At 48.2% G+C, this 25002-nt stretch carries 22 protein-coding genes; 7 read left to right on the top strand and 15 right to left on the bottom strand.

What is annotated here, in order from left to right; translation table 11 throughout:
* Window positions 1–22: 22 nt before the first annotated feature.
* Together LEUMU_RS24680 and LEUMU_RS0104620 are read right to left on the bottom strand one after the other, a co-directional pair.
* Window positions 23–1594: a GTPase family protein gene (locus LEUMU_RS24680; protein WP_022951106.1), complete on the bottom strand. Its 1572-nt coding sequence runs from the start codon at window positions 1592–1594 to the stop codon at window positions 23–25.
* Entirely contained in the window at window positions 1581–2678 is a 1098-nt protein-coding gene (locus LEUMU_RS0104620; RefSeq protein ID WP_022951105.1) for a YcjF family protein, read from the bottom strand. Before LEUMU_RS0104620 ends, LEUMU_RS24680 begins: the two co-directional genes overlap by 14 nt.
* Window positions 2679–2889: 211 nt before the next feature.
* Between LEUMU_RS0104620 and LEUMU_RS0104615 the strand changes: the two genes are divergently transcribed.
* The 5 genes from LEUMU_RS0104615 (at window position 2890) to LEUMU_RS0104595 (ending at window position 9768) form a co-directional block, all read left to right on the top strand.
* Window positions 2890–3729 carry an SGNH hydrolase domain-containing protein gene (locus tag LEUMU_RS0104615; protein ID WP_022951104.1) on the top strand — a complete coding sequence of 280 codons (840 nt, stop codon included), beginning with the start codon at window positions 2890–2892 and terminating at the stop codon, window positions 3727–3729.
* 63 nt (window positions 3730–3792) lie between these two features.
* On the top strand, window positions 3793–4914 hold the full coding sequence (locus LEUMU_RS0104610; protein ID WP_022951103.1) for an AAA family ATPase: 1122 nt from the start codon (window positions 3793–3795) through the stop codon (window positions 4912–4914).
* A complete protein-coding gene (locus tag LEUMU_RS0104605; RefSeq protein ID WP_022951102.1) occupies window positions 4911–5321 on the top strand; it encodes a bpX5 domain-containing protein in 411 nt (136 codons plus the stop codon). Before LEUMU_RS0104610 ends, LEUMU_RS0104605 begins: the two co-directional genes overlap by 4 nt.
* On the top strand, window positions 5318–7144 hold the full coding sequence (locus tag LEUMU_RS0104600; protein ID WP_022951101.1) for a hypothetical protein: 1827 nt from the start codon (window positions 5318–5320) through the stop codon (window positions 7142–7144). Before LEUMU_RS0104605 ends, LEUMU_RS0104600 begins: the two co-directional genes overlap by 4 nt.
* Window positions 7141–9768, top strand: a complete 2628-nt coding sequence (locus LEUMU_RS0104595) for a bpX6 domain-containing protein (protein ID WP_022951100.1) — start codon at window positions 7141–7143, stop codon at window positions 9766–9768. The genes LEUMU_RS0104600 and LEUMU_RS0104595 overlap by 4 nt, the downstream gene beginning before the upstream one ends.
* Before the next feature lie 28 nt (window positions 9769–9796).
* Here LEUMU_RS0104595 and LEUMU_RS0104590 read toward each other — a convergent pair whose 3' ends face one another.
* From LEUMU_RS0104590 to LEUMU_RS0104530, 13 genes are all read right to left on the bottom strand, one after another.
* On the bottom strand, window positions 9797–10189 hold the full coding sequence (locus LEUMU_RS0104590) for a hypothetical protein (RefSeq protein ID WP_022951099.1): 393 nt from the start codon (window positions 10187–10189) through the stop codon (window positions 9797–9799).
* Between the two features lie 134 nt (window positions 10190–10323).
* The gene (locus tag LEUMU_RS0104585) at window positions 10324–11550 is read right to left on the bottom strand and encodes a Shedu immune nuclease family protein (protein ID WP_022951098.1); all 1227 of its coding nucleotides are present in this window, start codon (window positions 11548–11550) and stop codon (window positions 10324–10326) included.
* Between the two features lie 187 nt (window positions 11551–11737).
* Window positions 11738–12481 (bottom strand): metallophosphoesterase family protein, encoded by a 744-nt coding sequence (locus LEUMU_RS0104580; RefSeq protein WP_022951097.1) that lies wholly within the window; start codon window positions 12479–12481, stop codon window positions 11738–11740.
* A gap of 27 nt (window positions 12482–12508) precedes the next feature.
* Window positions 12509–13006 carry an endonuclease V gene (locus LEUMU_RS0104575; RefSeq protein WP_022951096.1) on the bottom strand — a complete coding sequence of 166 codons (498 nt, stop codon included), beginning with the start codon at window positions 13004–13006 and terminating at the stop codon, window positions 12509–12511.
* A gap of 32 nt (window positions 13007–13038) precedes the next feature.
* Complete coding sequence (locus LEUMU_RS0104570; RefSeq protein ID WP_084708184.1) at window positions 13039–13416, bottom strand: ribosomal maturation YjgA family protein; 378 nt, start codon at window positions 13414–13416, stop codon at window positions 13039–13041.
* Window positions 13417–13576: 160 nt separating this feature from the next.
* Complete coding sequence (gene nfsB / locus LEUMU_RS0104565; protein ID WP_022951094.1) at window positions 13577–14230, bottom strand: oxygen-insensitive NAD(P)H nitroreductase; 654 nt, start codon at window positions 14228–14230, stop codon at window positions 13577–13579.
* Between the two features lie 178 nt (window positions 14231–14408).
* A complete protein-coding gene (locus LEUMU_RS0104560) occupies window positions 14409–15686 on the bottom strand; it encodes a TRAP transporter large permease (protein WP_022951093.1) in 1278 nt (425 codons plus the stop codon).
* Window positions 15687–15697: 11 nt separating this feature from the next.
* Window positions 15698–16258: a TRAP transporter small permease gene (locus LEUMU_RS24675; RefSeq protein ID WP_022951092.1), complete on the bottom strand. Its 561-nt coding sequence runs from the start codon at window positions 16256–16258 to the stop codon at window positions 15698–15700.
* 116 nt (window positions 16259–16374) lie between these two features.
* On the bottom strand, window positions 16375–17364 hold the full coding sequence (locus LEUMU_RS0104550; RefSeq protein WP_022951091.1) for a sialic acid TRAP transporter substrate-binding protein SiaP: 990 nt from the start codon (window positions 17362–17364) through the stop codon (window positions 16375–16377).
* A gap of 96 nt (window positions 17365–17460) precedes the next feature.
* On the bottom strand, window positions 17461–18225 hold the full coding sequence (locus tag LEUMU_RS0104545) for an SDR family oxidoreductase (protein WP_022951090.1): 765 nt from the start codon (window positions 18223–18225) through the stop codon (window positions 17461–17463).
* Between the two features lie 4 nt (window positions 18226–18229).
* Window positions 18230–19267, bottom strand: a complete 1038-nt coding sequence (locus LEUMU_RS0104540; RefSeq protein WP_022951089.1) for a (R,R)-butanediol dehydrogenase — start codon at window positions 19265–19267, stop codon at window positions 18230–18232.
* A 116-nt stretch (window positions 19268–19383) separates the two neighbouring features.
* Window positions 19384–20469, bottom strand: a complete 1086-nt coding sequence (locus LEUMU_RS0104535) for a mandelate racemase/muconate lactonizing enzyme family protein (RefSeq protein WP_022951088.1) — start codon at window positions 20467–20469, stop codon at window positions 19384–19386.
* 207 nt (window positions 20470–20676) lie between these two features.
* On the bottom strand, window positions 20677–22302 hold the full coding sequence (locus tag LEUMU_RS0104530) for a GMC family oxidoreductase (protein WP_022951087.1): 1626 nt from the start codon (window positions 22300–22302) through the stop codon (window positions 20677–20679).
* Window positions 22303–22478: 176 nt separating this feature from the next.
* Here LEUMU_RS0104530 and LEUMU_RS0104525 point away from each other — a divergent pair, with 176 nt between their 5' ends.
* Together LEUMU_RS0104525 and LEUMU_RS0104520 are read left to right on the top strand one after the other, a co-directional pair.
* Window positions 22479–23945, top strand: a complete 1467-nt coding sequence (locus LEUMU_RS0104525) for an aldehyde dehydrogenase (RefSeq protein WP_022951086.1) — start codon at window positions 22479–22481, stop codon at window positions 23943–23945.
* Between the two features lie 43 nt (window positions 23946–23988).
* Complete coding sequence (locus LEUMU_RS0104520; RefSeq protein WP_022951085.1) at window positions 23989–24966, top strand: ABC transporter substrate-binding protein; 978 nt, start codon at window positions 23989–23991, stop codon at window positions 24964–24966.
* Window positions 24967–25002: the final 36 nt, after the last annotated feature.

Below are 25002 nucleotides of genomic sequence, written 5' to 3'. Positions count from 1 at the left end.
CTCTTGGCTTCATTGCGAAGCACTAATCCTTATAGGTATGGCGAACAATCTTCTTGCCGACATTCACCGTCTTATCAAATTGCTTTTTAAATGACACGCCCCGCTTCATCGCCTCTACTCGCTGCCGGTTTCTCTGCACATTATTCGCCTCAACAATGCCATCAACCAAAGTTTGCTTAAGCGTCTCCACACCAAAATGCGTTTTAGTGGTTGAGATCGATAACGGCAAAGCAATATCCGAATGCATCAGCTCCCGATTATAAGCAACCGCCTGAGCGATAATCTTCGCTTTTGCGCTAGCTGGGTTCTCCAAGTCATACGGCGGCTCCCACTCGGCGATTGGTTTTAACTTATCAACCTGATTCACCACTGCAATCACCACCGGCTTTTTATACGAGATATTTTTAGGATCAGCATAAAACAAAGCCAGCTTGTCATTGAGTTGCTTATCAAGATCACGCGCCGATTGATTCGCTTTGAGTACCCACAGAATCAAATCCGCCTGAGTCATCTCTTTGAGCATCTGCTTTTCAGTACTCGTATCGCCATCTAAACCCTGTAAATCAACCACCCTCACATCAATATCATTAACGATGACGTCATACACCATTGAGCCCTGTGTCGAGGGTAAAACATCAACCTCTGCAGCCAACTCATCTTTTAGCAGGTTCACAATCGAAGATTTTCCAGCCCCAGTTTGACCCACGGTAACAATGCGAATTGGTTCTAAGGCTGGCGCAAAATGCTCCTCATCCACCCCAGAGGCATTCGAGACTTGCAGGTCCGCATCCTCTAAGCTAAATCGCCCGCTGTATAAATCAATCGCCACGGCCGCGACCTCATCCAGCAAGGCCTCTTTCGCCATGAGCTGCATATCATCCACAAAGCCCTTGGTCATGGAAGCGGTGGCCTGCTCTTTAGTGAGGTCGGACACGACTTTTAAGGGATTGTAGTAGAGGTTTTTGGCATGATTGGCCCAGATAGCTGCAGTCACCACTTTTTGGCCGACTGCGCCGTATTTCTCATAAGCCTTGTATCCCGCTTTAATGTGAGAAATTTTAATGTACTCAATGCCTGGGATATTTTTTTTCACCACTAATTTGTAGCGCCGGCTTACCTCTTCAAAGAGCTTTAAGCCTTCGGGGATTGAAAACCCTAAGGTCTTTTTACCGAATTGCTGGGCGACCAATTCTAAAATCTCAAAGCCTGCTTGATGCAGGTTGGCCCACTCAATGCCTGCTTTCAATTGCTCCCGTGTGTAAGCTCTTGAGGTATTCCAAATCACTAATTCTGCTTGAGACCAATCGCTGGAAGTTTTCACCAGACCATCTTTGATCTGAGTCAGTACTTCCTGATGAATCTCCGCCTCTTCTTGCTTGGCCATTCGGCTGATAAAAAACAAGGGCACCGTGACCAACAAAGTACTGATCGTAATCGCGATCGACAACATCAGTAGGTAATCGTATTTAATCGCTAAAACGATACCAAAGCCCATAATGGTCAGCACCGGAAGCAACGCTGATATCATAAAAATCAACCAACGGCTGCCTGATAAATCCGATAGCAGACGGTATAAGCCTTTAATTTTCTTCATAACCCGACGCCGCCTTGCCTTTTTTAAGGGCATCTTTATATAAGTCCTGCATTGTCTCTGGTGAGACTTCAACGCCTTTACTCTTGTGATAGAAGTAATAGCACGCCGCCCGACCGAGGCCGTAGGTCGTCCCAAAACTCATTGCCGCAGCGGTCACTGCACCCACCGTTTGCCCATATACGGGAACAAATTTAATCAACTGCCGAACTCCTAGCTTCACCCCGTATTGCACAGCAAAGCTGCTGCCCAATGTGCCAATGAGTTCGTTGAAGGTGCGCTTATTCCACTCAACGCCGTATTGATTCGCCAAGCTGTACAGCAATTTCGCTTGAATGACTGGCACGGACACTAAGCCTACGGCGGGAATCAAATCACTGGCCGCGGCAGTCCCTGCATACCAAAGCACTTCTTTTTTGACCAGATCGAAATTCGCTTCTTCAATGGTTGAATGGCCTTTAACATCGGCGATGATTCCGACCACGGGCAGCATTTCCTCCAGCGCCTCCACCAGCGTATCGTAGTTGTAAACCGAGCCATCCTCAGTTTCAAAATCAACAGCCACCGATTTAAAATCATCGCCCCAGACTGCTTTTACCTGTTGCGTATTAAAAGTAACTTGGCGCTCGCGATCTTTTTCATCCGACAGCAGCACAGCACTGTGGATCAGTAATAAGTGTTTAATCTTCTTTTTCTGTTTAATCTTTTTAAGCGCGCTCAACACCGCAGACTGCTCTGGCTCATCAGCTTTCATAACCACCACGAGCGCATGGCCTAATTGACCAATTTCGTCCAGATCGGCCTCGGGGTCATAGTCCGCCTCACCCAGCCCTCGCGTATCTAAAAAACGCACCAGCGGCTTATCTTCCGGAAAATCATAAGCCTGCGCGGTCTTGGTACAGGGCGCAAAGCCATTTCCGACCTCAACCGATGAAAGCCCGGTGATGGCTTGAATAAAGGTCGATTTGCCTGCACCGGTTTTGCCTACCAGCCATAAGGTCGGCAAGTTGTCTCGCTGAAACTGGTGCGCGTGAATCAGGTCAGGATTCTTACCGGGATTGATGGAGTCTTTTATTTGATCGAACATCAATAATTCCAATTATTTTTAAAGTGCTAATGTCATCCTAAGTGCTAAGTCATTGCTCAGTCAACGCTTTGCGTGGTGTCAACCGCGCCTCAGAATACCTATGCCCCGCCTTCAGCTATCACGCTGCAAGTGGTCACTGGTCGTACACTAATTATTTTGTGTACCTGCTATGCTACCCACTTAATTAAATCATAAAATAACGGATGTGATGATGAATGGATTCAGAGCACGCGTATCCGGGGCTGTATTAACCAGCATCGTATTGCTGACCTCGGGAATGGTCGCGGCTAATGCAGCCGGACTGCGCCAACAACTAATTAAATACTCCAACACTGACTACAGTGGCGAGTACACCTTTCGCCATTGCAAAGCGATTACCAAACAACCTTTCGACCTGAAAGCCAGCAAGCGCAAGGTGCTGATCATCGGCGATAGTCAAGCCTGTGATTTTTATAATGGCGCGGTTGAAACGGGAAACCTCAAGAACTACCAAGTCAGCTTGCGCTACATTCCCTATAGCTGCCAGCCAACCTTTGATCACAATGTCATCGCCCCGAAAGACCGGCCGCTTTGTGCTCAGGAAGCACGCGTCGATAATTTGAGATTGGCCGCTGAGCAAATAAAAAATGCCGACGTCGTCATTTTCGCCGCACGTTGGAAGCAAAAAGCAGCCCGCGCATTGCCGCATACCCTGAAGTATTTGAAGCTACGCCCGAACCAACGGGTGATTGTTTTGGGCAATAAAAACTTCGGTAAAATTAGCATCCGCAATTACTTACGCATGTCGCCAGACAAGTTACTGGAGCTCTCCAACGATGTGCCTCGCCACATTCGTCGTGTTAATGCGATCTTAAAAGAAGGACTCACCGGCACCCGTGCGCGCTTTATCGATCAGCAAAAAGTCTTGTGCGATGGTTCCGATAAGCATTGTGAAGTCTTTACCAACAACCACGAATTGATCTCCTACGACGGTTGGCACTTAACCGAACCCGGCGCGCGTTATGCCGGTACTTTGCTGTTCAGAGAGACAATGCTGAGGGAGTTAAGATAAGTTATCTGGTAATGAGATGGCCTGCGTGTAAAATACAGCAAAAAATAAGCCATAGAGGCACCCATGCCATCTTTAAAAGAAACTGCTCAGCATATCAAGCACTCCGCACAACAAGCCTCCGCAGGCTTAGTGGACCGTGAAACCTTAGTCGATCTCATTCTCCTTTCTTGTGTTGCAGAAGAGCATCTACTTATCATCGGCCCACCAGGTACGGGAAAGAGCGCGGTGGTCCGTGCCGTCTCTGACATGTTTGATAGCCAATACTTTGAATACTTGCTGGGCCGCTTCACTGAGCCCAGCGAGTTATTCGGGCCAATTGACCTACAAAAACTGAAAGATGGCATCGTCGAAACCTCCACCAAAAACATGCTGCCAGAAGCTGACATTGTCTTTTTGGACGAAGTGTTTCTGGGCTCAACCGCAATCTTGAATGCGCTGCTAGGGATTCTCAACGAAAGAACTTTCAGGCGTGGCCAAACGCAATTGAAATGCCCGCTGCGAATTTGCGTGGCAGCGTCTAACCATTTACCACAAGATGATTCATTGGCGGCATTTGCAGATCGCTTCCTCGTACACTATTTTGTCGATAATGTGCCAGACTCACAGTTGGAAAGCTTGCTGGAAAACGGTTGGCAGTATCAGTATAAAACGGCCATTGAAAAAATCGAACTTAGCCATCTGGATCAACTCACGGCTGCTTGTCGCCAAGCGGATATGAGCGGGATTATCAGACCACTCGCTGACTGCATTCGCCTATTGCGTAAAGCCAATATTCTGCTATCTGACCGCCGCATTATTAAAGCCCAGCGCTTGATTGCCGCCGCTGCCATATTAGATGGACGCGATAATCCGACGACACAAGATTTATGGCCGTTGTTGTATGTGGTGGGTGATGAACACGCTCAGCAAACAGCACGTGATTTATTAAAAGACACCTTCGCCACCTCGCAAAATGAAACATTAACCGCCGCCGCTGAACATGCCTCCAAAGGCCCACTGGCGCGCTCGCAGCAATTGCAAACTGCGGTCAACGCACTACTAGCGCAACCCGTGGGAGAAAGAGACACCTTAGCGCTGGAAGCACTGGGCCGTGAGATCGACACACAGTTCTCTCTGGAGACCTTACCCGAAGGCTTAAAGCAGGCAAGAGAAGCCTTATTGGTGGCGTTAGGAACGGTTGCGTGAAGCTGTCGGATATTGTGTGGAAACCCTCCCAGCAGCCTTTGCCCGCCAGTGGCTTACTGATTTATGCCGCAGAGTACCCTCTATTTAAAGCAAAGCTCGCAAGCTTTACACCAGAGCAAAAAGCTCGCTTGAAGCTAGCGCATGGAAGCGATGTGGCTGTACTGCTGGGCGCTAATCAGGATCTCCCTTGGATTCCCGGTGCACTGTATTTAGGTCAGGCAAGTGGCGTCACTAATCTCTACCTGCCGACAACCTTATCGCCCTCCTTACCGATAGCCTTGATTGCCAGTGCGGTCGCAACGCTATTTGGCACGGGCCAGTATGCGATTGATCCCAAGCATCACCAGTGCTTCAATATCTCTGCGGCCTTACCACTGAGCCGTATCGACCCCGAGACGTTGCCATGACACAAAACAATCTGGCAGCGACCACTACAAAAGCCCCGACGTTCGCCGTTGAAAGTGACCAACAAAAAAGCCATCAACTGCCCGATGAAATCAGTTCATGGGCTAGTTTGCTACACGCATTTCTACCTGATTTGCGCATGCCGTTAGAGCAAATGGGGAATGTGTTATCCAAGGTCATTAAAGTCTTACCGCTTCAGGAAATGGCAGGACAAGATGAACCTGACGGCATTGAAGGCATTCATTCCTTAGTCAATTACGAGCGCCTACTCACCAGTGAATGGGCGATATACCATGACTTCCCGGAAGAATTCATTCGCCGTGCCGCCTTTAAAGAACATCAGTTTTATAAGTTAGCGCACCGAGAACGCACCAATGATGAGGCGGTGTATGTGCTGCTGGACTGTGGGCCTGAGCAGTTAGGTCGGCCACGTGTGGTGCAATTGGCGGTGCTAATTTTATTACTGCGTTACGCCGAAGCTATGCAGGCAAAACTGCACTGGGGCGTCATCCAAGATTCTAAACAGCAATGGTTTGAAGGCATTACTCCAGCGCTGATCGAAAACTGGTTACAGATGTGCTCAGCCGACTTGCTCGACAAATCGGTACTCACACAGCGACTTGATGGCTTAGATCAAACACTACTCGCTAATGGACGGGTGTGGTGCGTCACCCCCGAGCCCTTAGATGATTTTCCCCAGCTCATGCAGGTAAATATTCAGGGCGATAGGCAGGCTGCGGCGGACGAGCAACGCAAAATTACCGTCCGGGTAGGACGCGCTCATCGCCAACAATTACAGACGCTATTATTACCCGAAGATAAGCTGTGCAATCAGATATTGAATAACCCTTTTAAGCAGGAAACTGTTCAGGTTAACCAATCAAAATCTTGGCTGTTGAATCAAACCGGCACGATTCTGGTGCTGTTTAATGCAAGCCGTTATCTGAAAAGCTTCAAAATACTCACGCGCAACCCCAGTACGCAGCTGCCAATTGCAAAGCAAACCACCATACTGGGCGTGTACGTTAATAAGCGAGGCACCTATATTTTATCGGCGACCAGTGACGAGTATTTTTTACAAGGGTTTCCCCCTCAGTTTAAACACAAGCGCTATAAAAAATCCCACGATATTCAATTGAATGACCAGCTGCCAAGCATGGCCGTAATCATCAAAACGGAGCTGATCTTGTTGGTCGATGCTAAACGCAATCTGCGATGCCTGCGGTTTTCAGAGGATATCTGCAGCGTGGAAACCGTCGCCAAGTCAGTCTATGCCTTTGGCTATAACGGGAATTATTTCTACTACATTGATTTAGACCCCAAGCAAAGAACGCTCAGCCTGCATTGGGGCGCTGAAGGTCAATCTAACTTTAAATGGATAAAGCACGCCCCCCTGCAAACTCAGGTACAACGCAGTAAACCTGAAGTATTCATCGACCAAACCAGTTGGAACCTGAAGGATGGGGGACGAGTGGCGTTCAGAGTCTCTGAGACGGAATGGAATATTCGCTACCCAGGTGTCGAGGACTTTATTTCGGTAATCGTCTCGCCCGAACTCCAAGTCATAGGACTGCATCGTTTGACTGATCCAAAAGCCGTGGTTCATCAATCAGCACTGGTGTGCATGAACAAACAAGATCGGCAAACCTTCACCCTGATTGGGGATGACTACAATGAGGTCATCTACGTCCTACCAGAACCGTGTGTTAGGGCTGAGCTAAACCCTCAAAGGCCCTATTTGCATTATCAAACGGAAAAAGGTCTGTTAAAGACCATTGAGATAAGCACCCGAAAGGAAATGACTTCGTGGGACTTAAACGCATGACCGCAAGCATTGAACAAAAGAGTGACGAATTAGATCGCTCAGCGCTGTCAGGATTTTATGAAGTACATGGCTACTTTTTTGCGAATGACTTTCTTAAAGAGGCAGATATTCGCCAACGGATTCTGACGCTTTGGGAGGATGGCTCAGCGCTGTATCAACTTGAAATTGGCTATGTGCTGGTTCAACCCACCGCCCGCTTTCAGCAAGTCAGCCAAACCACTGGCGCGGCGCTGATAAAACAAGGCTCGACCTTATCCAATCGCCTTCGAAACAACACCTCAGCAGCAACTGCTAGCAAAAGCGCGGCGAAGCAACTGCGATTACTCTATCGTGGTGAATGGCATCACACGGCCCTAAACAACCAAAACCAATATGACCCGGCCCAATGGTTTGAAGCCGGTGACTATGAGTGCGTTGTTTTAGCGGCACACGCCCCTGTGATCCCCGACAAGCCTAAGTCTATCAGCTTTGGTAAGAAGACCAGCACCAGCGAAATCGTTGATAAAGAAGACCTAAAACCCAGCGCCGAATTACAACAAGTGCTGGAGGATTTAAAGCAGAAAACGACTGCCGCCAGAGATGCTAAGCCGTCAAAATATTCCGATTATGGCACTGCTAAAACTGGCGGCAGTGTACTCAATAAGCTCAAAGCGGGCTTATCGAGACTCCTCATGCGCAGCCCTTTAGCGGATGCCATTGGCAAGGCTCAGGCAAAATTCATCGAAGATACCCTCCAAAAATTTCAAGATGGCAATCTCGAAGAAGCCTTAAAACGCGCGATTCCAATAGGCAGCATGAAGGATGCACTGGATAGCATCGATCATCCTTTTACCGGGCGATTTATGCCGCGTTCTGAGTTGAGTATTAGCCTGCAACAAAGTCAGGGTGGCCAATCTATTTCTCTGGATGAGCAAGTCCTCAACATGCTCAAACACACCTATCAAAAAGCCTTTGATAAACTCGATGCAGAAGGCCGAATCGAAGAAGCGGCCTTTGTGTTAGTCGACTTGCTGCAAGAAATTGATCAAGCGATTAGCTATCTTGAAAAGCACAAAAAGTACTTAATGGCCGCTCAAATTGCCGAAGGTCATCAGGTCGAGCCTGCGCGTATCATTCGCCAATGGATACTGGCCGATGATTGGAAGCGTGCCATACAGATAGCACGCATCTCCAACCGCTATGAAGAAGCGATCACCCTACTCTCAGCCTCGCATAAAGCAGAAGCCGATCAACTCCGCTGGATGCTCGCAGACATGCACTATGCATCGGGTAATCTGGAAACGGCGGTGGAAATTGGCTGGCCCGTGATGGAGAAACGCCCCGCCGTTTTGGCGTGGTTAAAAGAGAGTGCCGCGCTAGGTGGCAGCTTGGGGACTCGACACCAGTTGAAGCTCGCACTCTATGATCAAGACGGCGAAGATGAGTACATACCCGCCATTCAACAGCTGTTTCGCGATGACAGCAGTAGCAGCGCGGCGCAGCGTCTACAACTCATTGACGAACTCAACCAGTACCCAACGAATTCAGTCGCCAAATCCTTAGCGTCAATGGCCGTGCGCCCTTATCTACGCGATGTGGCAAAAGGCTGGATACATCATGACAATAGCCGCTGGAATCGACTGATCACCTTAGCCGATGATCACGTATTACGGACCGATGTGTCGCGTATAAACATTAGCGAATCCAACTCAAAACAGCCTCTGCGCACCCAGACACAGCCAGTCAAATATGCGCTATCCGCCTGTTTTGGTCGTCAGATATTGGACTGTCAGCGCTTAGCGGATGGATCGTTATTGCTTGCGTTTGGTGAGGCCGGTGTGGAGCATCGCTCAGCGCAGGGAGAATTACTGGCTAGCTATGCGGATATTTGCCATGATATTGTGATGTCGGATCAGGGTTATCAGGCATTGCTGGTGGCAATGCATGAAGGCTTCCAAGTTGTCGCTGTGTTTGATTTGGTGACACGTTCAACAACCTACTGGCAGCAAACCAAGCTCGATACCTGGGCTGATAATTATGATGGTTTGAGCTGGATTGTCGCCAAGGCAGACCGCCTCTGGGTATTGGATTTGCAACAACCCTCGATGGTCTCGTTATGGTCACTCGGCGATTTAAAAGGTGACGTCACCCTTATACGTCGTGACCCAGCCTGCTTTAGCTTTTTGGTGCAAAGCGACACCAATAATGAATTATGGAAATACCGACTCCCTGATTTATTCTTAAAAGAGCGCACGCCTTTGGGGCAAGCCACACTCAGCGACATTCCTGCTGATATGAGTAGCTCCGGAAAACTGCTGCTGGTATCGACCGACATGACCTCGTTTGTATTCTATCCAAGTAATGAAAATGAATATCACCCTATCAATGAAGGAAGCTGCCAACAGCTGCGGGTATTTGCGGATTGGCTGGTCATCGGGTCTGAATCGGAGACGAGTAATCACTTGAGTGTTTATGCTTATACTGAGGCGAATGTTCCCACCCTTTTGTTAAAGATTCCTTACCCGAAAGGTGAGGAATTGACCTGTCGCGGTGATGGTGAATTTTTGCTGCTGCATTCTGACGCTGGGCGTGTGATGGTGGTTGAGCTGGAGTATGGGGCTGTGGTGGTGGAATTGACGGTGTGAGCGGATACGGCGGCGGCTTTATCAGCCATCACCAAATTTTCCACCACGGCTTTTTGGCTGAGGCATTTGGCGATGTTGGTTTGCTGGGTTGATCGGAGATTATATTGCCGTTTAGGTCGTATAACTCACCGTCGTCGCCCTGAACTTTGGCACCCAATGAATTGGCAATGCAAACTAGCTTTTGGATGACATCAGTGTCTGGATTTTTGGTGTTAATTTCTCCCGACTCGGGGCTATACCATAGTGGCCAATTTCCAGATTCTCTTAGGTATAGATAATTGTTTTCTCCGGGGTTGTCTGGGTCTTGGATGAGTTCGGGGTCGTTTTCTACTTGAGCGCTCCATTCGGAGAGCGAGATTGATCCTTCATCCTCTTCGTCTGCCCAATATTTTTTGCGGGTTATGTGTAGGTCGTAGCCCATGGTTTCTCCGTGGTTTGGCTAACTTCTTCAGGCTCGGAGAGCCCGCTCTAACCATTTACAAGCGTGCACTGAGATTCTATAAATAGGAGCGTCCACTTGATTCACAGCGGATATACAGTCGAGAGCGAGCTTTGTTACATTTTTTGGCTTAGACGGTTAATGATATGCTCAAGACGATTGAGTAAATCATCATATGAAAGAATATCCACAATATTATTGTACTTCCTCTTTACCACTTCGAAATCATTCATTTGATTTTCTGAAAGGTTATTTGTTCGCCCAGAAATAATCATACCTTTAGGATTAGTTATTCTTATTTTAAATCCATCGTGAACGTCATTGCCATACTTATCATTCAACTTTTTCTCCCCAGCCCTTCCCGACTTCATGAGGTGAAAGATATATTTTTCAATCTGCATGACTGTACCAGAGAGCTCTCGACGAGGTATGTAGTTGTCACGATAGCCTGATTGAGTGACGAGACCTTTCTCGAAAGGCTTTTTAATCTCAACAATATCTGTATTTCCAGAGAAATCGATCAAGAGAAAGTCCAAGGATCTTACTTTTTCATACTGACCATCTAGTACCGGTGCTTCTGTAAAGGCATATAGGTATTTAGGGAAAAGAAGAAGGATGAATTGTACTATCTCATTTTGCCACTCTCTTTCGCTATATTGATTTTCGTCCTCAAGCATTTTTATTAAATGAGAGTGTAGATCTTTATATTTCTCATATTCGTATTTTTCTATCCCGAAAAAAGCATTAGACCTACGACGCGCGGCAGTCTTATTGTTAATATACTTATGATACAACGCCTCATCATCTCGCTTCATCTGAAAACGTTCTCGTAAAACTGATGACATGCGCGCATTTGCATACTTCTTAAGCTCATAGCTATTAGGAAATGTTGAAACCAAGTGATTAAAATCATCCTCAGACAACCATTCTTCATCCCCAGTCTCACCACCAATAGTCAAAGACTTACTTTCGACCAGCTCAGAAATTCGATAAAACACTGATATATCGTTAACCGCTATAAAATATTTAACATTTAAATTCAGTGAGCTATGAATTCGAAGCTCAAGAGGTATACCAAGAACCTCTTTGTCGAAATTCCAATAATTTCCAACTAGCTTAGCAAGCCTGAATTTAATCAAAAATTCACTGGATTCTAAAAGAGCCCTGCCATCCTGTTTTTTTAATGGTTCTGAAATATTTTTCCGACGTACCGTGAACGTCTTTTTAATAGTGTATGTATGTGTACCAGTGAGTTTTTCTTTTAACCAATCAGTCCCATCGCGCGGGCGGTAAACTAAGAGTAAGCTATTATCCTGTATCTCAAAATCGATAGTTTTACTCATATTTCACCAAAGCCGTGTACCCGATATCGTAGTGTGTTAAACAAAAGTCCATGTTCGTTAACCTAAAAAGTCATATATAATCTGAAGTCAGAATAGCCAAAGCTTAAACATAATCAACCATTTTCCACCAAATCACAGACAAAAAAGAGCTCCAAAAAAGTCTCCCTTTCCTTATCAAAACTGCGCTCTACACCCCTCGCCCAGTCCTAAGAAAATGTACCCAGTCCAGCCTATCCCGCTTTTCACACTCCGCAACCGCAGGCTCCACATCATAAGGAACTCTTACCTGCTCAATATTCCAATCATCCCCAGCTTTCTCAACGATAGAATACGACGCCATCGACGTGTAATTTTCCATTGAATGAACAGTTGGCTCGTCATCAGTATATGCCTGCAAGCCGACACTTCCGGGATTGATAATTGTCTGCCCTGTCGTTAAAGAAACCGTTCGGGGAGTATGCGTATGACCACAACAGATAAGCTGAGAACGTTGACCCTTTAGCAGTTTTATTATGTCGCTATCAGCGCGTAAACAAGCATAGCCAAGCTCCACATTTTCAAGCAGATAGATTAAGTCACTGTCAGGCGTGCCATGACACAGATACACATCAGGGCTTAGCTGAACATCAAACGGCAATGATTTCATCCATGCAATTGGCTCATCGCCAAGGTCGTCGATGATAAATTTCATGGTTGGATTTGAGGCGATTTCCTCGGCATCCGCTTCAAATATTTGACGGTCTTGGTTCCCGCAAATGGTGACCATTTCATATTGCATTAAGAGGTCATAAGTTGCTTTCGGTGCGATAGGCCCATAAAGAATATCGCCAAGGTTCACCATCAAATCAACGGAGTGCTTTTGTGCATCCGCGATCACAACCTCCAGTGCAAACACATTGCTATGAATATCAGACAGTACTGCAAATTTCATGGAAACCTCATCGGCGATAACGCCCTGTTACATTGCTCTGCATTCAGAATCGACCAGCTTTAACAGCGTTGGTATTCTGTGCTGGCCGTGCATTGTCTGGATAAAACCTCTTGCGATCTCGTCATCGATTCCGGCAGTGGTGACGTAGAGCGGATTTTTACTTTCCCCTCTGAAGACTTCTGCGGTGGTTTCAGTATCTTTAAATCGCCGTTTCGCGACACCTAAAATTGGGATTTTGCCTTTGAGCGCATTGTACAAGTGCATGCCTAAGCCCGGCTTCGAGTCATCGCCAAGCACAACGAAACCATCTACCACGATTAGATCCGGGCTCAGCTCATGCGCTTCAATCAGCTTAAGAATGCAAGGCAGCTCCCTTTTATAAAAGAAGCCTGGCTCATAAGGCTCAACGTCAGCGACGTCGGTGCGAACCACAAGCAACGGGCTTTCATCGCTCCAATGTTCAAAGCACACGCCGGCGACTACAGCCTTATTTTCACGATAATCTACATCTACAGCTAATATCATTAAACGCTAACCCTTACCCTGTTATGTCGGTCTTAAGAAAGTGATTTGCCTAAGCGATAGCGCTCAAATAATCCAATAAGCAGCGCACCCGCCGTGTAAGCAACCATATCACCCCATGCAAAGGAAGTGCCGATAACGGTTCGGGCAAGTGGATACTCAGACAAGCCCAGCAACTCGACCAGTTTGAAATATTGCATGATCTCAACACCATATGAAAACAATAGTACCGCGATGATGGTGGGGTACACCGGCGTGTTTAAGAACGACAAGACGAAGCAATAAATCACAATAACAACAAAGGTGTCACCCAGATACGGGCGAACAAAAGCATCTCTGACAAACAGCGCGATCAGTACCTCGATAAAGAAAAACATAACAAATACGATGAAGTAAAAAGAACTGAATCTCACCAAACTACCTTTAAGCACTGCAGCTCACCTAAATTGGGAAAACGCCAGTCTATCAACCATCCTTCGGCAAATCACAGACAAAAAAAAGGAGACCCCGAAGAGCCTCCTTTTCTATCTCAAAACAGCGCGCTATCCAAGCCGCAGCTGTCCGATCTCATCCTTACAATACTGTGAAGATCTCATCTTCAGGCAGTCTTGATTTTGGCAGGTTTGCATTGAAGTCTGTCTCAGTGCGGTAGCCCAGCGAAATAATCGCAGAGGCAGCCAAACCTTTCTCACATAGGCCAAACTCGGCGTCCAACGCCGCTGCATCAATACCTTCCATAGGAACCGCATCGATACCCAGTGAAGCAGCGCCCAACAGTACAGTACCCATGTTCAGGTATAACTGCTTTTCATTCCAATGGCGCACGTCATTTAAGTCATTGCGGTGGATGTCAGCAAACATCTTACGGCCGCCAGCCATCATGTCTTTATGCTCTTGTGCCGCATAACGACCGTCTTGGTCTTCAACGTCCAACAGGTGCTCTAAGTAGTCATCCGTCAGGTCCGTTTTTACGCAAAACAGAATCACGTGAGAGGCATTTAATACTTTAGCTTCATTGAAAATAAACATGCCCTGCGTGCCTTTGCTGATGCGGCTTTTGCCTTCATCAGTATTAGCAATAATGAAGTGCCATGGCTGACCGTTTACACTAGAAGCACTCATGCGCATCAGGTTTTTGATCTGCTGGAAGTCTTCATCAGAGACTTTCTTATCCGCGATAAATTCTTTTGTAGAATAACGAAAGTTTGCCATTTCTGTTAAATTCATTTTGTAACCGTCCTGCTTATAGGAATATTGTTTTAGTGTGTGATTTCACGTTAATCCAGCCGGACATCTCACAGCTGGATCATTGGTATGGGGCGTATCATATTCCCTTCAGCACACAACACAATACAGGATAACGGGAATCACTTTCCTCGATTTATTGATAATCAAAACGCACCGTTTAGCGATAGATCATTTCCGGCAACCATAAGGCAATGGCCGGTATAAAAGTGATCAGCAATAACACAATCACCAGTGGAATCAAAAATGGCATGGTGGCAGTGACGCAGCGTTCAAACTTGACGCCAGAAACCTCCGAGAGCACATACAGCACCATCCCCACCGGTGGCGTGAGTAGCCCCAACATCAAATTCAGTATGATGATGATTCCCAAGTGCACCAGATCAATGCCCACGGTATTAGCAATCGGCACTAGTACCGGAACCAAAATGGTAATCGCCGCAATGGTTTCCATAAACATGCCGATCAATAACACCAGCACCATAATGATCATCAGCAGTACGTATTTATTGTCGGATAAGCCCAGCAGGAAAGTCCCCAAATGCGTCGCGACTTGATTGGCTGTCAGTATCCAGGCGAAGATCGCAGCACTGGAGACAATCATCAAAATCGCGGCACTGGTTTCAATGGTATCTAAAGACACCCGCACGATATGCTTCCAGCTCAGTGTGCGATACACCACCAGCCCTAAAAACAAGGCATAAGTCACCGCAGCCACGGCGGATTCTGTGGGTGTAAACACGCCCGTGGTAATGCCACCGATGATTATGGCCGGCGTGAGTAATGGAAAAAATGCCTGCTTAAAGGTGACCCAAAGGCGCACGATTTCAAAGCGATTATCGCGTGGGTAGTTACGCTTTTTAGCAAACCACGCCACCATAATCATTAGCGAAACCGCCATGAGCAGCCCCGGAATTAAGCCAGCCGCAAATAGCTCACCAATCGAAACCGACGCCATCACGCCATAAATCACCAAGGGTAATGAGGGTGGAATAATCGGGCCAATGGTTGAGGATGCGGCGGTAATGCCCACAGAGAAATCGGTATCGTATCCGGCATCGCGCATGGCTTTGATTTCGATATTGCCCAAGCCACCGGCATCGGCCACGGCTGCGCCCGACATCCCCGCAAAGATGACGCTGGCGCCCACATTCACATGACCGAGTCCGCCATGCATCCAACCGACTAAAGCGCGGGCAAAGGCGAAGATCTTGTTAGTGATTCCCGCCGTGTTCATCAGGTGACCGGCCAGTATAAAAAATGGAATCGCCAATAACGGAAAGCTGTCGATGCCATTGATCATATTATGAATCAGCACCACGCTTGGCAGGCCATCAATCAGAATATAAACCAGTGATGACAAGGCCAAGGAAACCGCAACCGGTACGCCCATAATCAGGAACAGAACCAGCAGTATAAATAGTATGCTTAATGCCATGATGAGTTCTCTTAAATGGATTCGCTGTTAGCGCCGAGCTTTTCGGCATACACGGCATCGGCTGAGGTTTTCGCCATGCGGATGAAATTGAGTACGGCAAAGAAGGCCATAAAAGCGCAAGCCAACATCACGGTGTAATAGATCAGGCTTTTAGGCAGTGGAACCGACACCATGTTTTGCGAGGTGCGCTGCGCCAGCTCGACGCACAGGTAAGCGGTGTAGCCAAAAAATCCGGCAACGATTAGCTCAACCAGCAGTGCAATCGGTTTAATAAAAGAGTCTGGCAAGTAGCGATAAAAGAATTCTAAGAAAATGTGTTTGCCTTTACGTACACACCCCACCGAGCCAACAAAGCCTAAAAAGATCAGGAAATAACGGGCAATCTCCTCAGTCCAACCCAAGCTATCGTTGAGTACGTAACGGGTAAAAAACTGCAAGGCGACAATCCCAAACAATACCCAGAAAATAATGAGGATCGGCACATCAAACCATCTGAAGTCTGAAATATCATCGGTGACTTCTTCAATCTCAGCGGCTAACTGCTGCTCATGCGTGTCGGGATTATTGGACATGGTGTGCCCTCATGAAGTGGAAGTGTTTACACCTAATCAAGTACTAACAATCAAGCACTGGTAATCAAGCCCTTCCCGCACCACAGTACAGAAAGGGCCGTGTTTCAAGGCATTGCTTAGTTACCAGGAAGTGCCTGTAAGCGCTCGTACATTTCTGGTGTGAATGGCATACCTTTTTCAGTTAGCGCGGGCTTTACCATAGCCATAAATGGGGCACGGTCAACTTCGCTAACGGTAATGCCTTTCTCACGGAACCACTCGGCCAGCTCTTGCTCAGCTTGAATGATCTGATCAGATGACCAAGCAGCGGTAGACTTCAATACACCCAACAGCGCGGCGCGATCTTCATCGCTCAGCTTTTTCAGTTTCATGCTCGAAACCAGTGTCAGTATTGAGTTGCTGATGTGGCCGGTCAGGCTAATATCGGACTGTACTTCGTAAAACTTCTTCGCCTGAATTGTGGTCAGAGGGTTTTCCTGCGCATCCACCACACCTTGTTGCAGCGCTAGATACACTTCTGAAAATGCCATTGGTGTTGGATTAGCACCCACAGCTTTCGGGAACAGCACATACGATGGGGCATTGGGTACGCGAATTTTAAGATTTTTCATATCTTCCGGCTTTAGGATCGCCTTATTCGCCGTCACATGGCGTGCGCCGTAATAACTAAAGGCTGCTACTTCGGCCATATCACCCGTGGCATCTTTATAGCCTGCGGCCATTTCTTTAAATAAGTCAGAGTCCCGGTAGCTTTTCCAATGCTCCACGCCGCGAAGTGTGAAAGGATAATCCGACATTGAAATGGGTCCGTAAGTCGACCCCGCGAAGCCACCACCGGTGAAAATAATGTCGACAGTCCCCAGTGACAAACCTTCGTTTAGCGCCGTTTCTTTACCAAGCGATGAGGATGGATACACTTTGATTTCAACGCGCCCATCGGTCAGCTTGGCAATTTCTTCAGCCGCCATCACGGCGCTTTTATGTAGCGGATGGTCGATCTCATAAACATGGGCAAACTTAAACACATCGGCTGCCTGAACTGAGGCTGCAAAGCCAAATGCCACGACAGACACAGCAATACCCTGTAACAGTTTTAATGGTTTCATCTGATTTTCCTCCATAACCACTTTCGATCAAAACCCTGCGAGCTGGGAATCAGCCCGCAAAGCGGTGTAACTTAGTTAGCTAATACCAGCGCAAGATTAGCGCCCCATCCAACCGCCATCGACGGTGAGCACAGTACCGTGCACATAGTCAGAGGCGGAAGATGATAAGAACAATACCGGCCCTGCAAAGTCTTCCGGCTTACCCCAACGGCCTGCGGGAATGCGCTCTAAGATAGACGTATAGCGCGCTTTATCTTCCTGCAAGGCTTGGGTGTTATCGGTTTCGATATAACCCGGCGCAATGGCGTTCACATTTACGCCTTTAGACGCCCACTCATTAGCTAGTGCTTTGGTCAACTGGCCGATGCCGCCTTTAGAAGCGGCATAGCCTGGCACCGTAATGCCACCTTGGAAGGTAAGTAGCGAGGCAGTAAAAACAATCTTGCCACGCCCGCGCTCAACCATGCCGCGACCGATTTCACGGCTCAGCACAAACTGCGAAGACAGATTAACTTCGATCACTTCATCCCACAGTTCATCGGCATGCTCGGCAGCCGGTGCGCGCTTAATAGTGCCCGCGTTATTGATGAGAATGTCTGGCTTGTGGCCATCGGCTTCAAGCTGCGCAGTAAAGGCTCTGAGTGCAGCGCGGTCAGAAAAATCGCAGCGATACGCCGTGAATTTACGACCCATTGCGGTTACCGCTTTTTCAACATCGCTACCCTCACTTTCCAGCGAGGCACTCACGCCGATAATGTCTGCGCCAGCCTCTGCCAGCGCCACCGCCATGGCTTTGCCTATTCCGCGTTTGCAACCGGTAACCAGAGCTGTCTGGCCGCTTAAATCATATACAGTACTCATGAATTTAGTCCGCTTTAAGTTTAATCAGGCTTTTCATTGCCGTTGGATTGTTCTCCAGCGCTTCGAAGGAGGACTGGATTGTTTCCAGTGTACCAATATGCGTAATCATGGTCTCGGCATCAATCCCGCCGGAAGTGACTAACTCGATCGCTTTTTCGTAGTCTTCCGGGGCATAAACTCGCGCACCCAGCAGCTCCAGCTCGCGCCAGAAAAAGCGGAACATATCAACGACTGGCTTTTGCGCATGGATCGCGACCATAACGATACGCGCCCGACAAGCTGCTGCATCGGTCATCGCATCGACACCGGCTTGAGTACCTGAGACTTCGAAAATCACATCCGCCCCTTTATCAGCAGTGATTTCCATAATGCGTTCGCCCAGCGTTTCCTCTCTAGGATTGATGGTTTCAAAGCCAAGCTTTTTGGCAATGGCCAAGCGCGCAGGGCTGACTTCAGAGATCACCACTTTGCCGCCCGCTTGCTGTGCCACCATTCCAACCAGCATACCGATTGGGCCGCCACCGATAACCAAGACATCTTCACCCGGCTGTACGCGGCTACGGCGCACATCATGACAAGCCACGGAGACCGGCTCGACTAAAGCCGCATGCGCCAACGATAAGCTATCCGGTAATACATGCACGGTATGCGCAGGCACGCTCCACAACTGCTGGAATGCGCCATCGGTATCCAGCCCTAAAAATTTCAAGTTATGACAGATATGAATATGACCCGCATTGCAGGCAGGACAATCGCCGCAATGGTCCAGTGGACGCACAACCACATGCTGCCCTACTTTTAAATCCGTCACCTCATCACCGATCGCTGCAATCACGCCCGACATTTCATGCCCGATAATACGGTTGAGGCCAATGCGCGCATCCATACTGCCATGAAAGGCGTGCAGATCGGTGCCGCAAATACCGCAATAGGCCACTTCAATTTGGACTTCATTGGCTTGTGGGCCAGCAGCCATAATCTTTTCGACTTTAAACTCTTTATTGCCTTTGTAATAAGCGGCTGAAATTTCTGATGTGCTCATATCTGTGTTCCGTTTATATGGGCGCACCAAGCGCCCGACATTTACATTGAGGGTTTACGTTTAGGGTTTAAAAGCGTGCTTAACAGTAATTAATGATGACTAGCTTGAAGTCTTTGTTAGACATGACAGGCCTCCAACTTGTCCCAATCGAAACTGACGCCGACACCGGGAACCGATGGCGCAATCGCCAAATGATCGCTAACCACGAGTGGCCGTAAGGTGTATTCATCAATCGGAAAACTGTGTACTTCAATCCAACCGGCATTTTCACGCCCTGAGACTAAGCTGACATGTAACTCCTGCATGCCATGGCTGCACACGGGAATGCCGTATTTTTGAGAGAGGCTGGCAACTTCTAACCAACCCGTAATGCCACCGCAGTTTGAAGCGTCTGGTTGAATAAAGGATAAGCTGGCATCGTCAAAGGCATAACCAAACTCATGAATGGTGTGCAGGTTCTCCCCCATTGCCAATGGCATTCCCGTAGCGTCGGCAATCGCCTTAAAACCGTGATAGTCATCGGGCACAGTCGGCTCTTCAAACCATAGTAGGTTGTATGGCTTGAGTGCATTGGCCATGGCAATTGACTGCTCCACACTCAGCGAGTAGTTGGCATCAACCATTAGCGCAATATCATCACCAATCAGTTCGCGCACCGCCGCTACCCGCTCCACATCTTCCGCCAACGTTGGCTGGCCAATTTTAATTTTGACGCCATTAAAGCCGCGATCTAAATAGGATTGGATGCTGCTCAGCAGCTTTGGTAACGGAAAGTTGAGATCAATACCGCCGCAATAGGCTTTACAGCGATCACTTACGCCACCGGCCATTTGCCACAGCGCCTGTTCATTGCGCTTGCCGCGAAGGTCCCACAAGGCAATATCGAGCGCTGAAATCGCAAAAGAAGCAATGCCACCGCGTCCGACATAATGAATATGCCACTGCATGGCATCATATAAGGCTTTGACATCGCTAGCATCTTTGCCAATTAAGAAAGGAGTAAGGTCGTGATCGATCATCGCTTTGATGGCATGGCCACCACGACCGCCGGTGTAAGTGTAGCCCGTGCCGGTCGAACCATCGTCCAAAGTGACGGTGGTGGTGATTAATTCAAAATGGGTATGGTTACCGTGTTTGGCATCAGTAAGCACTTCCGCGAGTGGTAAATTGAACCGACGCGTATTGATCTTGTGTATTTGCACAAACTTCCTCCTTATTTTGGTACGACCAAATTTTGATAAATTAAAAACCATATAATTTAACAAGTCAATTAGAATTCATAATTCATTTGAAATTAGAACCTGGCAGCTGCGCTCAGCTTTAAGCTGTAAATCGCCTCACTAGACCTTGATGAAAACCCATCAATCGCAGCCAGAACAATCGCTTAAGGCAATTACCAGCGAGACCCATTAGTCACGATTTTCCAGGATAAACTGGGCGCAGCGACTCCCCAACATCATGGCCGGCGCATTAGTATTTCCTGCATTAATATTAGGCACCGCCGACATATCGCAGACGCGCAAACCGGTGCAGCCGCGCACTCTAAGCTGCGAATCCAGCACTGCCATCGGGTCATTATCCGCGCCCATTTTTGCCGTACCTGCGGGGTGATAATTGGTTTTTACAAAGCGCTTGCAGTGCTCTCGCAGCGCCTCATCAGTGACAGCCTTACCCTGCTTTGGCAATACAACCTGCTTAATTCGACGCCTTAACGGAGTCTGCTCAAAGGCATCAATAAAGAATCGCTGCCCCGCCATCATGGCTTGCATATCAGCTTCATCTTTTAACAAGTTCGGGGAGAGTAGCGGCATAGCCGCAGGATCGGCGGAGGCCAATTCGACAGTCCCACGCGACTTAGGCTTTATCACTACAGTGGTAATGGTTAGCCCATAATCATTTGGAATTTCATTAACCGTATCGCGATCGAGATACACAATGGGCACGCAGAATGCCTGAATCGTTGGCAACTCCGCAGGCTTGAGCGGATTAACAAACGCACCCGCTTCCACCCCTGCCGAGGTGATTGGGCCAGAGCCGAACAACTTAAATTGCAATCCATTTTTAAGCATTCGCCAACCCTCGCCCTGCTTAAAATAACCATAAGGGCCATTAGCCAATGCCGTGATCGGCACCTCAGGATGATCAATGAAGTTTTGCCCAACGCCCGGCAAATTAACTTGGCATTCAATACCATGTGAAACCAAGTGATCAGCAGGACCAATACCTGACAACATCAAGAGCTTGGGCGTGATAATGGCTCCCGCACTGAGAATTACTTCTTTCTCCGCGAATACCGAAACCAGCTCGCCCGACGCATTGCGATATTCCACGCCAATCGCTCGACCATCTTCCAACAGCACCCTTGTAGCCTCACATTGCAGACGCACTTCAAGCTTAGAATTATTCGCCAGCGGCGTGATAAAAGCATACGCCGAGGAGCTGCGTTTTCCGTGGCGATTCATAAACTGATACAGCCCGACGCCTCGCTGCTGCGAGCCATTAAAGTCAGTATTGTAAGGCTCGCCTTTTGCCTGCACGGCTTGCATAAACCAGCGGGAAAATTCATTTACGTGACCAGGGTCGGAAACCAACATCTCGCCATCGGTATTGTGTAAATCATTATTGAGTCGGTTGTTATTTTCCATGCCGCGAAAGTGCGGCAGCACGTCCTCCCAATGCCAGCCGACCTTATCGGCATTGCCAGCCAGAATATCATCCCACTCGTTATAATCATCGGGGCGACCACGCATATACACTTGCGCATTCACCGAGGAGCCACCGCCCAGCACATGCCCTTGCGGAATATCATGCACTCGCCCACCCAAATGCGCCTGTGGGTTCGTTTTGTGGTAGCGCATAAATTTTGAGCCATTGATCATTTTGAAAATCCCCGGTGGCATATCCAACAAAGGATGCTTATTGGAATGCCCTGCTTCCAAAATCAATACACTCGCGCCACCTTCGGATACCAATTTCGCCGCCGCCACACAGCCCGATGAGCCACCACCCACCACAATATAATCAAACTTTTGCATACGACTCTCTCCTCTGTTTTTAGATTTCAGCCAGCGCTGAAACCAATCCCAATGGATAGTTGAATATTATTTTCGACCTGTCAATTTGATATGACCAAATAAAAATAATTTGACTTTGGTGATTTTGTTAATTACTTTTGGTACGACCATATTGAAACAGCGTTACGAGGAGTGAGATGAATTTCGAAGATATTGGATCAGGCCGGCTGGCTGCGAGTATGTTTATCAACGGCCAGTGGCTCGACGCAGGAAAGCATCAGACGATTGACGTCGAGAACCCTGCCAATGAACAAATCATCGCAACCATTCCTGAAGGAACACCAGATGATGCCGACCAAGCGCTAAACGCAGCTAAACAAGCTCAGGTTGCCTGGGCTCGCCAACCCGCTATTGAGCGTGGAAAAATGGTCTTAGCACTGGCCCGCGCTGTTATCGCGCATAAAGATGAATACGCCCGCTTAATTACTCTGGAGCAGGGAAAGCCACTGAACCAAGCCTATGGCGAAGTCGGTGCCGTTGAAAACTTCCTGCGTTATGCCGCAGAGAATGCGCGTCGTATTGAAGGCGACATTATCCCCTCTGATAATCCCAATGAAGAAATTCACATTCGCCGTGTGCCTCGTGGTGTTGTGGTTGGGCTCACCGCCTGGAACTACCCTGCTGCATTAGTAGCACGCAAGCTGGGGCCTGCCTTGGTTGCGGGTAATGCCTTTGTATTATTAGCGCATGAAAACACCCCACTCTCCGGATTATTCTTAGCGCGTTTAGCCGATCAGGTTGGCTTGCCGAAGGGATTATTTAATGTAGTCACCGGCCGTGGCGCAGTCATTGGCCAAGCCATGGTTGAGCATCCGATTACTAATCTGGTCACCATGACCGGAAGCACGCTGGCCGGTAAGAAGATATTCGCCGCTGGCGCTGAGGAGCTCAAAGTATTGCACCTTGAGCTTGGCGGCAAAGCGCCCTTTATAGTGATGGAAGATGCCGATATCGATAAAGCTGTCGACGCGGCAGTGATCGCTCGCTACACCAACTGCGGACAGATCTGCACCTGTAATGAGCGCATGTACCTACACCGCGCGATCGCAGACGAATTCACTGAAAAATTCATCGCCAAGTCAGCCGCGCTATCGATTGGCGACCCAATGCTAAATCCGGATATGGGCCCCAAGGTCAGTGGCCTTGAAGTGCAAAAGCTGGATGAAATGCTGCAAGCCGGTATAGATGCAGGTGCGGAGGTATTACTCAAAGGTGGCTCTTTGAATGACGGCCAATATGAAAAAGGCCATTGGTATGCGCCCACGGTACTGGAAGTCAAAGACAACCAATCCCCGCTCATTCAAAACGAGGTGTTTGGACCTATCGCGCCGATCTTACGAATTGATGATTTTGAGCAAGCGATTGCCATGGCTAACGACAGCAAATTTGGCCTCTCGGCTTACCTGTTTACTAAAGACATTTCACGACTAATGCGCTTGCCGCAAGACTTAAAGTTTGGCGAGATTTATTTCAATCGCGCCAATGGCGAACAAGTACAAGGCTTCCACTCCGGCTGGGGACACTCCGGCTTAGGTGGTGAAGATGGAAAGTATGGATTTGACGGTTATCTACATAAACAAACCGTATACCTCAGCTGGGACTAACACCCACCTGATTTAACCAATGTAACCCAATGGAGAAGGAACAATGAAAACACCGATGATTGCCGGAACCGCTCTGGTGCTTGGAGCATTATTTGCCACAACCTCTGTTATCGCAAAGGATCTGCCAAAGCTAGAAGTAAAAGATCGTTACAAAGTGGGTTTCGCGCAAATGGAAAGTAATAACCCATGGCGTATTGCTGAGTCAAAATCGTTTGAAGATACGGCAGAGTCCTGTGGCTGGGACTTAATTTCAACCGATGCGGCAGGCTCTGCGGCCAAGCAAGTAGCCGATGTGGATAGCATGATCGCTCAGGGTATTGACGTTTTATTCTTACCTCCCCGCGAAGAAAAGCCACTGATTCCAGCGGTTAAAAAAGCCTTCGCTGCGGGGATTCCTACCTTCTTGGTTGACCGCTCGGTTGACCCTAAAAATGCAGTCGCGGGTAAAGACTTCGTCGCCTTCTTAGGCTCTGACTTTATTCAGCAAGGTGGCATTGCCGGTCAATGGCTGGTCGATAATTTCAAAGGCGATAAAGCCGTGATTATTGAGCTGGAAGGCACCACCGGATCATCCCCTGCTAATGACCGCAAAAAAGGCTTTGATGATGTGATTGCTAAGCATGACAACATGACCATTGTCGCCTCTCAATCTGGTGACTTTGCCCGCGACACTGGCCGCCAGGTGATGGAAACCCTACTGCAAGCACACCCGGATGTGAATGTGGTGTATGCACATAATGATGAGATGGCGATTGGCGCGATTCAAGCATTAGAAATTGCCGGACGCAAGCCAGGTAAAGACGTGATGATTGTGTCCGTTGATGGTACCCGCGACGCACTACAAGCAATCATCGATGGCAAAATGGGCGTGACCGTTGAAAGCTCACCCTTCTTTGGCCCACTGGCTTGCGATGTGATGAAGCGCTATGCCGCTGGCGAAACAATCGAGCCTTGGGTACAGGTTAAAGACCGCGTATTCACCAGCGCTAATGCCAAAGATCACATTGCAGAAGCTTACTAAGATTTCCTCCTAAATTGCCGGGTAGCTCACTGCCCG

Source organism: Leucothrix mucor DSM 2157, from assembly GCF_000419525.1.
Classification (GTDB): Bacteria; Pseudomonadota; Gammaproteobacteria; order Thiotrichales; family Thiotrichaceae; genus Leucothrix; species Leucothrix mucor.
This window is presented reverse-complemented; position numbering and strand designations above follow the sequence as displayed.